Source organism: Nitrospinota bacterium (assembly GCA_016217735.1).
Lineage (GTDB): Bacteria > Nitrospinota_A > UBA7883 > JACRGQ01 > JACRGQ01 > JACRGQ01.
Map to the genome: position 1 here is coordinate 16,380 of JACRGQ010000024.1, position 12,756 is coordinate 29,135.

Here is a 12,756-nt window from a genome sequence, read left to right on the forward strand (position 1 = left end):
GAGGCGAAAACTATTTTTTCGGAACCTTTTCCCAGTCTTTCAGGAAGCGCTCGATGCCCACGTCGGTGAGCGGGTGCTTGGAAAGCTGCTGGATGACGCCGAAGGGGATGGTGGAAACATCCGCCCCCATGAGGCAGGCCTTGACGAAGTGCATCGGGTTGCGGATCGAGGCGACGATCACCTCCGACTGATAGCCGTAGTTGCCGTATATCTGGACGATCTGCTCCACCAATCCCATGCCGTCTTCGGAGATGTCGTCCAAGCGGCCGACAAACGGCGAGACGTAGGTGGCGCCGGCCTTGGCGGCCAGCAACGCCTGGCTGGAAGAAAAAATGAGGGTGACGTTTGTTTTTATTCCCTCGTCCGTGAGCGCCTTGCAGGCCTTGAGGCCGTCGACGGTCATCGGCAGCTTCACCACGACGTTCTCGCCCAGCTTGGCCAGCACGCGGGCTTCTTTCAACATGCCGTCCGTGTCGAGCGCGATCACCTCCAGGCTCACCGGTCCCTTGACTTCGGCGAGAATCTCCTTCGCCACGCTGTTGAAATCCTTGCCGGTTTTGGCGATGAGCGACGGGTTGGTGGTGACGCCGTCCAGAATCCCGATGCGATTCGCCTCGCGGATCTCGTTAATGTCTGCCGTATCGATAAATATCTTCATTTGTTTCCCTCAAGTTTTTCCAAAGTTTCCAGCGGCTTCGCCAGGATGTCGCGGTCACGCAAAACCCAGTGCTGTTTGTCGGCCTTCCGGTAGGCGCGAATGGCTGGCACCGATTGTAACGCCTCCGCCAGCGCAAACAGGAATTTTTTTTTGAAGGTAAACAGCGCGAAAAGTGTGCGCCAAAAAAGGAAAAAGAAGTGCCGGAAAAGCAGGTCTCCGTCGGCGAGCAGCTTCCAGTGAAAAATCAGCCGGTTGCGCTCGCTGATGTACAGCATCCGCGAGCTGGGGGGAAGCTTTGCGGCGGTGCCATGCACCTTGTGATAGACGAGGCAGCGCGGTTCGTAGACCGTTTTCCATCCCCGTTTCCAGGCGCGGTAGCCCAGATCGGTATCCTCCCAGATATAGGGGGAGTAGAGCGGATCGAACCCCCCCAGTTGCGTGAACATCGATTTGCGGAGCGCGACGTGGGCGGTGATGCCGTACAGGGAATAAAGGTTTCCCGCCGCCGCGCGTTGCTGTTCCGGCACATCGTAGTTTTCCCATGCGCGGATAAACCCGCGTGAAAAACGCCCCACCTGTCCGCCGCTTTGGAACGTGGTTTTATCGAAGCGGCGGGCGCGCATGGCCACGGCGAAAACCGCGGGATCGTCGAAGTGCGGCAGGGCGGGCGCGATAAAATCCCGCTCCACCTTCACGTCGTTATCCATGAAAATGATGATCTCGTTTTTGCATTGGGCGATGACGGTGTTGCTGGCTATCGGGCTGCCGCCGCGTTGCTCAAGCCGGAAAAACCGCACCTGCGGAAACTTGACGCGCATCATCTCCGCCGTGCCGTCGTCGGAGCCGTCGTCCGACACGCAGACCTCGTTATCCGGGTGGCCGTGAAAGGCGGCGGCCTCCAGAAGCGACGGCAGGCATTCCTCCAACAGCTCACGGCCGTTGTAGGAGCGCGTGGCGATGGAAACGCCGCAACGGGCGTGACTGGCTGAAAGGCGGGAATCAGACACGCTGGGCTGAGCGGTGTGTGAGTACGTTGATGATCGCCCGCTTCGCTTCCGCCAGCTTGATTTTGGTCATGCAATGGACGCCGGTGTGCGGACAGTTTTTCTGGTCGCACGGCTGGCACTCCATCAGCGGCGCGTTGCGTATCACTTTGGCCTGGGCGGCCAAGGGACCCCACAGGGCGGGGTCGCTGGGACCAAAGAAGGCAATGACCGGCACGCCAAGCGCGGCGGCCATGTGCATCGGCCCCGAGTCGTTGCCGATGAACAGGTCGCACGAGGCGATAAGCGCCGCGAGGTGTCCCAGCTTGAGGTTGGTGGCGATAAGGCCCCGCTTGCCGCTGTATGAAACGATGCCGGCTATCTCGGCGATGTCGGCGTTGTTGCCGGCGTAGACCACTTTTACCCCCAGATCGTCGGCCATCCAGCGCGCCAGTTGGCCCATTTTTTCGGCCGGGAGCCGCTTGATGTCGACCCGTGCGCCGGGATGCACCATAACCAGACGGTCTTTTTCCGATACGCCGAACTTGCGTAAAAATCCGGTGACGAATTCCTTGTCTTCCGGACGATGGCCGAGATAGAGCTTTTTTTCCTCCGGCATGATGCCGCCGATCGCCCGAATGGCGTTCAACATCACGTCAACGGTGTGGGCGCCCACGGTTCCGTGAAGAATGGGAATATTGTAGAACAGCTTGCTGCGCAACCGCAGGCGGTATCCCACGCGGTAGCGCGCCCCCGAAAGCCATGCCAATGGGGCGCTGCGCGGCCCGCCGTGCAGATCGATCACCAGGTCGTACTTCTGCTTCCGGATTTTGGCGATGAATTTCAGTCCCAGCATCATTTTTTGGAAACGCGTCATGCCGGAGGTGTCCCGCTTGTGCAGAATGAGGTAGTCGATATTCGGATGACCGTGGCAGATGTCTTCAAAAACATCGTCGATCACCATATCGATCCGCGCCGACGGAAAGGTGAGCCGCAGCGCTTCCAGCGCCGGAGAACTCAAAATGATATCCCCGATGGAGCGGTAGCGCAGCACCAGAATCTTCTTTACGCGGTTCTTTTGTATGTCCATCCTTGGCCCATTCTCCGGTTCTTTATTGCGGATAATTGTATACTAACACGCGGCGATGGAGTTAAAAATGTTGGCGGTAAACCTGGATTATGCGGTGGTGGCGCTCCTTGCCGCCAGCCCCGTCGGCGAGGAGCTGATCTCAATTCCGGCCGGGTGGGCGCTGGGGCTGCCGCTGTGGAACGTGGTGTTGGTGTCGCTCGTGTTCAATTTCCTGCCGGTGCCGGTGTTGCTGAAGATGATGGATATTGCCGGCGAACACCCGCTTATAGCCCGGTTCACCGGTTTTTTCCGGCGGGAAAAGGTGGTGGGACTGGCCCGGAAATACGGATTTGCGGGGATTGCGTTGCTGGCGCCACTGGCGGGGGTGTATGCCATGAGTGTTGCCGCGTGGGTGCTCGGCATCCCGAAAGGGAAGACGATGCTGTACATCGCGGCGGGATTGGCGCTCTACGCGGCGGGATGCGTGGCGGCGATTCTTGGGGGCGCGGCGGCATACGGCTGGCCGCGGTAGATTTGGTAAATTCCGCTTGCGGGATATTTTCACGGTACAATTAGATGCGTTAGAATAATGGCTCACGCCGCATCGATAATTGGCCCAAGCGAAAAGGAAAAAAATGAAGAACGTCGAAATGACCGTCGCAGGCACCATTCTTACCATAAAGGTGGATTTGACCAAGGAGTTCGGCCCCTCGTCGTCGGGCAAGACCATAATCATCGCATCGACCGAAGGGAACATCTCCATCCCGGACCGGAATGAGAAAATCGGCCTGAACGTTTACCGGAAAAAATAAAAGGGGAGAACGGAAGACATGAAAAAGGGATTTTGGAGCCTGCTGGGCGCGCTGACGTTGTTTGCGTTTGGATTTGGGGCCGGCCCCGCGTTTGCGGAAAGCGACGAGATGGGCAACGCGGAAAACAACTACAGGCTCTATTGCACTTCATGCCACGGACCGAACGGCGATGGTAAAGGGCAACTGGCCGAGGCGCTGGCCGTTCCGCCGCGCGACCACACGGACGCCTCAAAGATGGGCAAGCGCACCGACGAGCAATTGTTCAAGGCCATCAGCGAAGGGGGAGACGCGGTTGGCCTGGATTCGGGCATGCCGCCGCATAACACGATACTGCAAAAAGAGGACATCCGCTCGATGGTGAAATACCTGCGCAAACTCTGTAACTGCAAATATACCAAGTAGCGCGGGCCGGAGGAAAATGACATGAGCGGCATGAACTGGAACAAAGCGGCCTTCACCGCGATGGCCGCGCTTTTCCTTACGGTTGTTGCCGGCGATGTTTCCCGTCTTGCGCCCGGCGGAAGCGGCCATTGTGGACTGGCATTTGCCGCCGAAGAAATGCCGATTGACGAAAACGACCTCAAGGATGAATTCACAAGGGAGCCGAACTACACCCACCTCAACCGGATAAGCGGCTTACTGGCCGACCTGCTGGGCAGACAGAGAATGCTGTATGAAAAAAGCGGGAAAACGGAACCCAACGAAGTGTCGGAGCGGGCGGAAGAGATGATAAACGAAGCCAACCTTTTGGCGGCCGAAAGAAAATACGGGGAAGGTACCGACCTGCTCAGGAAAGCCTACGAATTGATTGCCGCCTCCCTCCATGAATTAAAGGGGACGGGCGGCGGCTCCCCGCCCGTCAGGAAATAAAAGGGGCTTGCCGCCCCGCCGAAAAGGCGCGTGTTGCTATTTAACCGTGACCGTGCCGGTCATCTTTTCCCCTTGGCAGTGGGTCTTGCAGTAATACTTGTATACGCCGGGGGTATCGAACGTACGCTCAAAAACCGATTTTTCCGGCTTTGTTTTTTCCGGGAAAAGAAACGGAGAATCGAACTGGCCGTCTTTTTGGCAATTGTCGCCGCTGGTGACTGTATGGGCAAGGGTTGCCTTGTTCGTCCACTTGACCGTCTCGCCGGCTGAAATTTCAATGTTCTTCGGCTCAAAGCCGAATCCGCCGATAGTCACTTCGGCGCCGAAGGCCCTGCCGCCAAACAGCGGGGAAACCAAAAGAACAACAAAGAGCAAAAGACCGAACGGGGCGGGGGTTTTCATTGTATGGCGCCTCCTTGATAAAAAATAAGAGTTTTATCCAACAGGAACATATGTTTATTTTACCCCGGCTTTCCGATTTGCGCCGCCGAGTCCGGAAAAAAGGCTTATACGGGGGGCATGAGGAGGCCGTCGGTTTCGGCGAAACCGAACCGGATGTTGAAACACTGCACCGCCTGTCCCGCCGCCCCCTTGATGAGATTGTCGATGGCGCTGAGGACGATCAGCTTGCCGGTCCGTTCGTCCAGCAGCGGCCTGATATGGCAGTGGTTGGTTCCCCGCACGTCCTTCAACTGCGGGTTTTCCGCGGTCACCTTCACAAACGGCGCGGCGAAATAAAAATCCTCGTAATATTTCACCAGCTCGGCGGCGGAAAGCGGGATGGCCGGCTCGGCGAAAATGGTGGCGTGGATGCCCCGGTTGAACGGGCCGAGGTGCGGCACGAAGGAAACATGGATTTCCTTGCCCGCGGCAAGCGACAGCTCCTGCTCCATCTCCGGCGTGTGCCGGTGTTTTGGCGCGGCGTAGGCGTAGAGGTTTTCGTTCACCTCGCAAAAAGCGTATGCGGCGTCGCTCTTGCGCCCCGCGCCGCTGGCGCCGGAAACGGCGCTCACGAATACGGCCGGTTTCACCCACCCGGCCCGCGCCACGGGCAACAGGCCCAGCAGGGTTGCGGTGGGATAACAGCCGGGACAGGCGATCAGGTTGGCGTTTTTAATGGCGTCGCGCCGCGCTTCGGGGAGGCCGTAGACGGCGGTCTTGAGCAAATCGGGCGCCGCGTGCGTGTGACCGTACCATTTATCGTAGAGCGCCGGGTCTTTCAAGCGGAAGTCGGCGGAGAGATCGAACACCACCCTCCCCTGTTGCCGCCACTGCACGATGTTTTCCGCGCCGGCGCCGTGGGGGAGGCAGGAAAAAACAACCTCGGCTTGCGCAATCTCCGGCGCATCCGGGGGGCAAAAGTTCATCTCCGGCGCGCCTGCCCCCATGAGGGAGGCCAGCGGTTTTCCCGCATACGTCTGCGCGGAGGCGGCAAGAAGTTTCACGCCGGGGTGCCGCGCAAGTATTTTCAGCGCCTCAATGCCGGTGTAGCCGGAGGCGCCAACCACCGCGACCGTTTTTACCATAGTGGATACTTTAATTTGCACCGGGGCAAAAGGGAAGCGTAAAGAAAGCGGGATACCGGCATCCGGCGGGCATCAAAGAAGGGGCGGTGGTAAAAGCGGAAAGGGTTCACTATAATCAAACGTGTGATTATACAGGATTGGGCGCGGCGGGGACGTATGCCGGGCGCGGCATAGCCAACCGGATCGCCATGCAACCAGCAAGCGTCTTATTCCGCCTGACGGCCGCGGCAACGTGTACCGCCGTATTCCTCTTTTGCGCCGCCGCGCGCGCGGCGGACATCACCCCGCCCCCGGACGGCTCCGCGGAAACCCAGTCCATCGACGCGGGGGAACCCTCCCCCGAACCGCCGGCGGTCTCCCCGTCTCCGCTCCCCGAACCGCTCCAGCCAGGCGAGGCTATTTTTGAAGCGCGGCGCAAAAAAGCGCTGGAAACCGGCAAAGAAAGCGTTTTGGAACAGTACCTCAAAGACGGCCCCGGCAACCTTTTCGCCGCCCGCGCGCGGGAGGCGGTCGACGACATCCGTTTCCGCCGTTGCCGCGATGAAAACACCGTGAAGGGGTACGCCGCCTTTATCGCAAAATACCCCGGCAGCCGCCATGTGGCCGAAGCAAGCCTGCGCTCGGACGAGTTGATCTTCGCCCCTTTTTCGCGCGGGAACAGCATTGAAAGCTATTCCCGGTTCATCGACGATTTTCCGGAAAACCGGCTGATCCCGGCGGCGCGGGCGGCGATGGAAGACCTGATATTCGACGAGGTGAAAAAGGCCGACAGCATAATAGCGTGGGCCGAATTTTTGCGCGACCACGCCGCGACCGAACGGGCCGCCGAAGCGCTGGCCCTGAAAGACGAGTTGGAATACGGACCTTACAAAAAGAAGGATGCCGAAGAGGGGTACCGGGAGTTTCTGCGCGGTTTCCCGGTGAACCGCAACCGCGAGGAGGCGCGCAAACGGATGATGGAACTGCGAACCGTGCGCGTGCAGCGGGAAACGGACGCGATATGCGCCGAAGCGAAAATGGAGGGTTCCTACAGTTGCGATTTCGTGGCGTTTGAAGAGGGAACGCTGCGGGTGAAAATCGTCAGGCTTTCCGGCGAGGAGCAGGGACAGCAGCTCCTGATGGGAGGTCCCGGCTACGCGGAAGAAGCGCTGCGGCGCTACTCCGCATGGAAGAGCGAAACCATCAAACGGCTGCTCCGCATACTCGGCGTCATAAGCGTGACGGTGGAATGATGCCGGCAATACCCGCCGATGTTATTGTGCTTCCGGCGGGAGGGGGGCGCTGGGCCGTGCTCAATATTTTCGCGCGCACGGCGGTCGGACTCGATAGCGCCGGGCTGGCCGCATTGCAGGACGCCGCGCTTCTTCCCGCCGGCGCGCTCGCCGCGAAACACCGCGGCGCCCGGTTCGCCGTCCATGAGATATACCGGTTTCCGTACTTGGCCTGTTCGGTTGCCAATCCCGCATGGTTCATCGCCGACGCGGCGCAATGGCCGCCGGTGGAGGAGATGGCTATCGAGGCCCTCGTCGAGCGGTTGGCCGCGCACGCCATCCTTATCAGCGACGCGGCGGCATACCGCGCCCGCTTCGCGCCCAAGCGGCAGGAGGTGGATAACGGCAGGTACGGCGATTTTCGCCAACAACTCAACCAGCAACTGGCGCTCAATTGCCCCGACCGCCACAACTGGTGGCTTAACCAAAAATTCACCCCAGACCGCCGCGCTCTGCTGGAAAACAACTACAAATATGTCCAGGAATACAATCTCAGGCGGTTTTTCGAAAAGCGGTTTGCCAAGGGGATGTCGGTCATCGATATCGGGTGCGGCACCGGTTACTACACCAACATGATCGCCGCCACCGGCGCCAGCGCTTTCGGCATCGATCCCAACCTCCCGCTCATTGAAATAGCCCGCGCCACGGCGCACGCCAACGCGCGATTCGCGGTGCGCGCCGCGGGCCGCCCGGGCGGTTTGGACGATATTGGCGGCGGGAGCGCCGATTTCGTTTTCATGAGCGATGCGTTTCTGATGTATTACCAAGCCGCCGATTTTCCGGCCGACCTGGCGCTCCTCTTCGCCGATCTCCGGCGGATATTGAAAAAAAATGGCGCGTTCATCATCTGCGAGCCGCACCCCGTTTTTTTGCACCAGCCTTGGCTCGGAAGCGCGGATCGGCCCTTTACCGTGTTGACCGAATACCGCGAAAAAAGCTACGGCGTCATCGGCACCTTCGAATGGCATGTGAAGGCGGCGGTGAATCACGGGTTTGCGCTGACCGCGATGGAGGAGTTCGCCCCCGACCCGGCCTTACAGGCTGTCGACGAACGGGCCTATTTCTTCGCCCGCCAGTTCCCTTTGTGGGCGCTGTATGAATTCAAGCTCTTAGAATAATAATCACCGCCCGCATCGGCATCCCGATAAGGAATAACAGCTTCCCGGAACACACACACCCAAAAAGAGGGGTGTGTGCATTTTTTCCCGTCAGTGCATTGTGCCTGGCGCCACGTTAGCATGGGCTTTGCCGGGATCGCGCGTAACCGCCTTGCGGGCGATCCTGCGGACAGAGCGGCAATGCCTCCCTTCCTCGATAGCTAACGCCCTGAAGAGTATTTTCATATCGGGTCTCTCGGTCTTTTCCACCGCCTCGCGGTAAAACTTTTCGGCGGCCCGTTCCGCCTCTTCCAGAAAGCGGATGGCATCCTCCTGTTGCATGCCGGTGCGGATATCCAAAAGGCAGGCGTTATCGCCGCTGCCCGGGGCGCATCCCGCGCTGAAGGGAAGCGGCGTCGTATCGGTCACGATAATGCCGTACAGACGTTTGAGAACCTTTTGCAGTTTGCGGAAATGCCCTTTTTCCACTTTCGCCGCCTCGAAGAATATCTGGGCGACAGGGAAGTTATAGGAGTTGAGCATTATTTCCCCGATGGCGTTGTAATTCTCCAGGGCGATCTTTTCGTTTTGAATCGCGCATTTCAGGATTTCGCGGGTGGAAAGCGGTTCTATCTCGTTTCGTTTCATGGCTTGTTCTCCTTTGCCTAAAGAGACTATACAGGTCTCCATTTCATTTTACAGGCAAATACCCTATCTGGCAAGTCAGGTATTGTTGCGTTATTTATCAATATGTTGATTAGTTGTTTACTACCCTTTGATGACGGCAATCGGGCGCAGACGCGCCACGGGCAAGGCCAGCCCGGCGGCGGTCACCACGTCCACCACCTGCGAAACATCCTTATAGGCCTCCGGCATCTCTTCGGCCAAAGTCCCCTTTTCGGCCGACCGCACCGCCACCCCCTGATGTGCCATCTCGCCGCGCAGGTTCCGGCCGCGGGCTTTTTTGGCGGCGGCGTGCCGGCTCAGCGCGCGCCCCGCTCCGTGGCAACTGCTGCCGAAGGTCTGCTCCATCGCGGTTTGCGTTCCCGCCAGCAGATAGGACATCCGCCCCATATCCCCCGGTATCAGCACCGGCTGGCCAGTGTTTTTATAGGCTTCGGGCAGTTCGGGATGTCCGGCGCCCAACGCGCGGGTGGCTCCTTTGCGGTGAACCATCACCTTCCGTTTTTTCCCCTCCACCGTGTGCTCTTCCAGCTTGATGATGTTGTGCGCCACGTCGTAGAGCAGCGGCATAGAATCCGGCGCGGCGCCGGTAGCCTCCGAAAGCACCTCGCGCGCGAGGTGCATGATGACCTGCCGGTTGGTCCAGGCGTAGTTGGCGGCGGCCCGCATCGCGCCGAGGTAATCGCGCCCCTCGCCGCTGTCAACCGGCACGCAGGCCAGCTCCCGGTCCGGCACGCTGATGCCGTATTTCCGCATCGCATGCTCCATCGACTTCAGATGATCGGTGGCCACCTGATGGCCGAACCCGCGCGAGCCGGTATGTATCATCAAGGTGATTTGCCCCTCGCGCAGCCCCCACGCGGCGGCGATCCCGGGATTGTAGACTTGATCGACGTACTGTATCTCCACAAAATGGTTGCCGCCGCCGAGCGTTCCCATCTCATCGCGCCCGCGCTTCCTCGCGTGCCCGCTCACCCCTTCGAGATCGGCCCCTTCCAGCGCCCCGCCCGACTCGGTATGGGCGATGTCATCACCCAAGCCTAAACCGCGGCGCACCGCCCACGCCGCCCCCTTCTCGGCGATGGCGCGGTAGTCGGCGTCGGAAAGATCGATCAACCCGCCGCGTCCGACGCCGCATGGTATGCGGGCGGCCATCAGGTCGGCCAGCATCTCGCGCAGCGGCATGATCTGCTCTTTGACGAAGGGGGTTTTCATCAGGCGGACGCCGCAGTTGATGTCGTACCCCGCCGCGCCGGGGGAAACGACGCCCGTTGCCGGGTCGGTCGCCATTACGCCGCCTATCGGCAGGCCGTAGCCGGAGTGTATGTCCGGCATCGCCAGCGTGTTGAGCACAACGCCGGGGAGCATCGCGGCGTTGGAGAGCTGATCCAGTGACGCGTCGTCTATGGCGGGGAGCATCTCCGCCGAGGTGTAGATGCGGGCCGGGACGTTCATCCCCTTTTTGGCGCGGGCGGGTATCTCCCACAGATGCTGCCCGATGCGGTGGATCTCAAGATTTGCCATGGCGCTTGTCTCCTCCTTTTATTGTAAGGCACACGCCCCGCAACGCGCATTCTTTTGGGATGTGATAGACTTTAATGCGGGAGAACGCACCGATTGGCGCGCCCGCGGGGCGCTTAACGTTATTGAAAATTCGAGGGGGTTTACCGTGTCCGGTCATTCCAAGTGGGCGACGATAAAACATAAAAAAGGGGCAACCGACGCCAAGCGCGGCAAGCTCTGGGGCAAGATCATCAAGGAGATCACCATCGCGGCGCGGCTGGGCGGCGGCGACATCAACGCGAACCCGCGCATGCGGACGGCGGTGGAAAAAGCCAAAGCCTCCAATATGCCGAACGACACCATCGAGCGCGCCATCAAAAAAGGCACCGGCGAGCTGGAAGGGACGAGTTACGACGAGATCACCTACGAGGGGTACGGCCCCGGCGGAGTGGCGCTGCTGATAAACGCCATGACCGACAACAAAAACCGCACCGTCGGCGAAATCCGCTCGATACTCACCAAGTGGGGCGGCAGCATGGGCGAGGTGGGCTGCGTGAACTGGATGTTCCACAAAAAGGGGATGATCGTCATCCCGAAAGACCAGATAAAAGAAGACGACCTGATGGAACTGGTGATAAATGCCGGCGCGGAAGATATGCACACCTTGCCGGATAACTACGAGGTGGTCACCGCGGCCGAAGATTTTGAGGCGGTGAAACAGGCGGTGGAAAAGAAACACCTGAAACCCGCCTTGGCGGAACTGATGATGGTGCCGCAGAGCACCGTGGCGCTTGCCGAAGACAAGGCGCGGTCGATGCTCAAGCTGATGGAGCTTTTGGACGACCACGACGACGTGCAGAAGGTCTCGGCCAACTTCGATATCTCCGACGAAATTATGGAGGCGCTCGCCAACGAGTGAGTCCCGTCCGATGAGGGTGCTCGGCATCGATCCCGGCAGCCGCGTGGCCGGTTACGGCATCGTGGAAGAGCGGGGGGGCATCCTCGCGCCGGTGGCGTGGGGCGTGGTGAAACCGCCGCCCGCCAAAGAGCTGCACCCGCGCCTGAAATATCTTTTCGAGGCGTACGCCGAGATCATCATCGAATACCAGCCGGACGAAGTGGCGGTGGAAAACGTTTTCTTCGCCGAGAACGCCCGGTCGGCGCTGGTGCTGGGGCAGGCGCGCGCGTCGGCGTTTTTACCCGCGCTGCTGCAAAACATCCCGTTTCACGAATACACCGCATTGCAGGTGAAAAAAGCGCTGGTGGGGGCGGGTCACGCCGGGAAGGGACAGGTGGCCGCGATGGTCTGCCGCCTGTTGAACATGAAAGAGATACCGAAGCCGGAAGACGTAACCGACGCGCTGGCGGTGGCGGTCACGCACCTGCACGCCACACCGATGGGGAAAAGGCTGGCGGCGGTGAAGGATGCCGCGCCCGCCGCGCGCCGCATTAAACGGGGGGTTAGGGGATGATCGCACATCTGCGCGGGACGCTGCTTGAAAAAAAGCCGCAATACGCCGTTATCGAGGCGGGGGGCGTGGGCTACCGCCTCTTCATCACGCTGGCGGGGTACGAATCGCTGCCGCGCGAGGGGGAAGCGGCCCAGATGCCGACCGTCACCATCGCGCGCGAAGATGCGCTGCACCTATACGGCTTTGCCGGCCGCGACGAGAAAGAGATGTTCGTAAAACTTGTCGGCGTCACCCGCATCGGGCCGCGCCTTGCCTGCGCCATCCTTTCGGGGGTACGGCCGGACGCGCTGGAAAATGCCATCGTGACCGGCGACAAAACAAGGCTTTCAAAAATCCCGGGAGTCGGCGCAAAAACCGCCGAGCGGATTATTCTGGAGCTGAAAGACAAGTTCGGCCCTTCGACGATAAGCCACGCGCCCGAAAACGAAGCTCAGCGAAATATCGCCGACGCCTTGGCCGCGCTGGTAAATTTGGGGTATCAGAAGAAAGACGCTGAAAAAACGCTGCTGAAAATCACCGCCGAATCGCCCGACGCCAGCTTGGCCGACCTCCTCAAAAAATCCCTCAAACACCTCTCATTGTAGCCGGTAGGTGCGAATTCATTCGCACATTGGCGCGCAAAGCGCCAAGAAGAATTGGTCGGCCCGTTGGGCCGATTGTGCGACAGGAATGTCGCACCTTGTATCTTGGAAATCGTAGAATTTCATTAAGTGGAAACCGGGGAAAACTGTGTCGCACCTAATGGCTGGGACCATGTTTGGTAGATAAGTTTCCCCGGTCTTCCGACAGACTCTGAACCGTATCTTAGGCC

The 12,756-nt window shown here is 59.7% G+C and carries 16 protein-coding genes; 9 read left to right on the forward strand and 7 right to left on the reverse strand.

Annotated elements, in window-relative coordinates; translation table 11 throughout:
* Positions 1–10 precede the first annotated feature (10 nt).
* From fsa to HZA03_03860, 3 genes are read right to left on the reverse strand one after another with little or no spacing between them, the layout of a single operon-like run.
* Positions 11–658 (reverse strand): fructose-6-phosphate aldolase, encoded by a 648-nt coding sequence (gene fsa, locus HZA03_03850; protein MBI5637088.1) that lies wholly within the window; start codon positions 656–658, stop codon positions 11–13.
* Complete coding sequence (locus tag HZA03_03855) at positions 655–1,665, reverse strand: glycosyltransferase (protein MBI5637089.1); 1,011 nt, start codon at positions 1,663–1,665, stop codon at positions 655–657. The genes fsa and HZA03_03855 overlap by 4 nt, the downstream gene beginning before the upstream one ends.
* Positions 1,658–2,731: a glycosyltransferase family 9 protein gene (locus HZA03_03860; protein ID MBI5637090.1), complete on the reverse strand. Its 1,074-nt coding sequence runs from the start codon at positions 2,729–2,731 to the stop codon at positions 1,658–1,660. Before HZA03_03860 ends, HZA03_03855 begins: the two co-directional genes overlap by 8 nt.
* 67 nt (positions 2,732–2,798) lie before the next feature.
* On the opposite strand from HZA03_03860, the gene HZA03_03865 reads away from it, so the two are divergent.
* From HZA03_03865 to HZA03_03880, 4 genes are all read left to right on the forward strand, one after another.
* Positions 2,799–3,242 (forward strand): small multi-drug export protein, encoded by a 444-nt coding sequence (locus tag HZA03_03865; GenBank protein MBI5637091.1) that lies wholly within the window; start codon positions 2,799–2,801, stop codon positions 3,240–3,242.
* A gap of 103 nt (positions 3,243–3,345) precedes the next feature.
* A complete protein-coding gene (locus HZA03_03870) occupies positions 3,346–3,522 on the forward strand; it encodes a hypothetical protein (GenBank protein ID MBI5637092.1) in 177 nt (58 codons plus the stop codon).
* A gap of 18 nt (positions 3,523–3,540) precedes the next feature.
* Positions 3,541–3,924 (forward strand): c-type cytochrome, encoded by a 384-nt coding sequence (locus HZA03_03875; GenBank protein ID MBI5637093.1) that lies wholly within the window; start codon positions 3,541–3,543, stop codon positions 3,922–3,924.
* A gap of 21 nt (positions 3,925–3,945) precedes the next feature.
* Entirely contained in the window at positions 3,946–4,392 is a 447-nt protein-coding gene (locus HZA03_03880; protein ID MBI5637094.1) for a hypothetical protein, read from the forward strand.
* A gap of 36 nt (positions 4,393–4,428) precedes the next feature.
* Here the strand turns inward: HZA03_03880 and HZA03_03885 are convergent, their stop codons facing one another.
* Complete coding sequence (locus HZA03_03885; GenBank protein MBI5637095.1) at positions 4,429–4,794, reverse strand: cupredoxin domain-containing protein; 366 nt, start codon at positions 4,792–4,794, stop codon at positions 4,429–4,431.
* Between the two features lie 104 nt (positions 4,795–4,898).
* Positions 4,899–5,918, reverse strand: a complete 1,020-nt coding sequence (argC, locus tag HZA03_03890; GenBank protein ID MBI5637096.1) for an N-acetyl-gamma-glutamyl-phosphate reductase — start codon at positions 5,916–5,918, stop codon at positions 4,899–4,901.
* A gap of 137 nt (positions 5,919–6,055) precedes the next feature.
* Here argC and HZA03_03895 point away from each other — a divergent pair, with 137 nt between their 5' ends.
* Together HZA03_03895 and HZA03_03900 are read left to right on the forward strand one after the other, a co-directional pair.
* The gene (locus tag HZA03_03895; protein ID MBI5637097.1) at positions 6,056–7,150 is read left to right on the forward strand and encodes a hypothetical protein; all 1,095 of its coding nucleotides are present in this window, start codon (positions 6,056–6,058) and stop codon (positions 7,148–7,150) included.
* Positions 7,147–8,307 carry a methyltransferase domain-containing protein gene (locus HZA03_03900; protein MBI5637098.1) on the forward strand — a complete coding sequence of 387 codons (1,161 nt, stop codon included), beginning with the start codon at positions 7,147–7,149 and terminating at the stop codon, positions 8,305–8,307. Before HZA03_03895 ends, HZA03_03900 begins: the two co-directional genes overlap by 4 nt.
* 90 nt (positions 8,308–8,397) lie before the next feature.
* Here the strand turns inward: HZA03_03900 and HZA03_03905 are convergent, their stop codons facing one another.
* Positions 8,398–8,934, reverse strand: a complete 537-nt coding sequence (locus HZA03_03905) for a ferritin family protein (GenBank protein ID MBI5637099.1) — start codon at positions 8,932–8,934, stop codon at positions 8,398–8,400.
* 120 nt (positions 8,935–9,054) lie between these two features.
* Complete coding sequence (locus HZA03_03910) at positions 9,055–10,494, reverse strand: RtcB family protein (protein MBI5637100.1); 1,440 nt, start codon at positions 10,492–10,494, stop codon at positions 9,055–9,057.
* Positions 10,495–10,639: 145 nt separating this feature from the next.
* Between HZA03_03910 and HZA03_03915 the strand changes: the two genes are divergently transcribed.
* The 3 genes from HZA03_03915 to ruvA are packed head-to-tail and all read left to right on the forward strand — an operon-like array spanning position 10,640 to position 12,529.
* On the forward strand, positions 10,640–11,392 hold the full coding sequence (locus HZA03_03915; protein ID MBI5637101.1) for a YebC/PmpR family DNA-binding transcriptional regulator: 753 nt from the start codon (positions 10,640–10,642) through the stop codon (positions 11,390–11,392).
* Positions 11,393–11,402: 10 nt separating this feature from the next.
* Positions 11,403–11,945: a crossover junction endodeoxyribonuclease RuvC gene (ruvC, locus tag HZA03_03920; protein MBI5637102.1), complete on the forward strand. Its 543-nt coding sequence runs from the start codon at positions 11,403–11,405 to the stop codon at positions 11,943–11,945.
* Positions 11,942–12,529: a Holliday junction branch migration protein RuvA gene (gene ruvA / locus HZA03_03925; GenBank protein ID MBI5637103.1), complete on the forward strand. Its 588-nt coding sequence runs from the start codon at positions 11,942–11,944 to the stop codon at positions 12,527–12,529. The genes ruvC and ruvA overlap by 4 nt, the downstream gene beginning before the upstream one ends.
* The last annotated feature ends 227 nt before the right edge of the window (positions 12,530–12,756 follow it).

Bases quoted from the DNA above. Each gene is read 5' to 3' on its own strand.
- HZA03_03910 (MBI5637100.1), bottom strand. From the start codon at position 10,494: ATGGCAAATCTTGAGATCCACCGCATCGGGCAGCATCTGTGGGAGATA.
- HZA03_03905 (MBI5637099.1), bottom strand. From the start codon at position 8,934: ATGAAACGAAACGAGATAGAACCGCTTTCCACCCGCGAAATCCTGAAA.
- HZA03_03865 (MBI5637091.1), top strand. From the start codon at position 2,799: ATGTTGGCGGTAAACCTGGATTATGCGGTGGTGGCGCTCCTTGCCGCC.
- argC (MBI5637096.1), bottom strand. From the start codon at position 5,918: ATGGTAAAAACGGTCGCGGTGGTTGGCGCCTCCGGCTACACCGGCATT.
- HZA03_03860 (MBI5637090.1), bottom strand. From the start codon at position 2,731: ATGGACATACAAAAGAACCGCGTAAAGAAGATTCTGGTGCTGCGCTAC.
- ruvA (MBI5637103.1), top strand. From the start codon at position 11,942: ATGATCGCACATCTGCGCGGGACGCTGCTTGAAAAAAAGCCGCAATAC.
- HZA03_03885 (MBI5637095.1), bottom strand. From the start codon at position 4,794: ATGAAAACCCCCGCCCCGTTCGGTCTTTTGCTCTTTGTTGTTCTTTTG.
- fsa (MBI5637088.1), bottom strand. From the start codon at position 658: ATGAAGATATTTATCGATACGGCAGACATTAACGAGATCCGCGAGGCG.
- HZA03_03880 (MBI5637094.1), top strand. From the start codon at position 3,946: ATGAGCGGCATGAACTGGAACAAAGCGGCCTTCACCGCGATGGCCGCG.
- HZA03_03875 (MBI5637093.1), top strand. From the start codon at position 3,541: ATGAAAAAGGGATTTTGGAGCCTGCTGGGCGCGCTGACGTTGTTTGCG.
- ruvC (MBI5637102.1), top strand. From the start codon at position 11,403: ATGAGGGTGCTCGGCATCGATCCCGGCAGCCGCGTGGCCGGTTACGGC.
- HZA03_03870 (MBI5637092.1), top strand. From the start codon at position 3,346: ATGAAGAACGTCGAAATGACCGTCGCAGGCACCATTCTTACCATAAAG.
- HZA03_03900 (MBI5637098.1), top strand. From the start codon at position 7,147: ATGATGCCGGCAATACCCGCCGATGTTATTGTGCTTCCGGCGGGAGGG.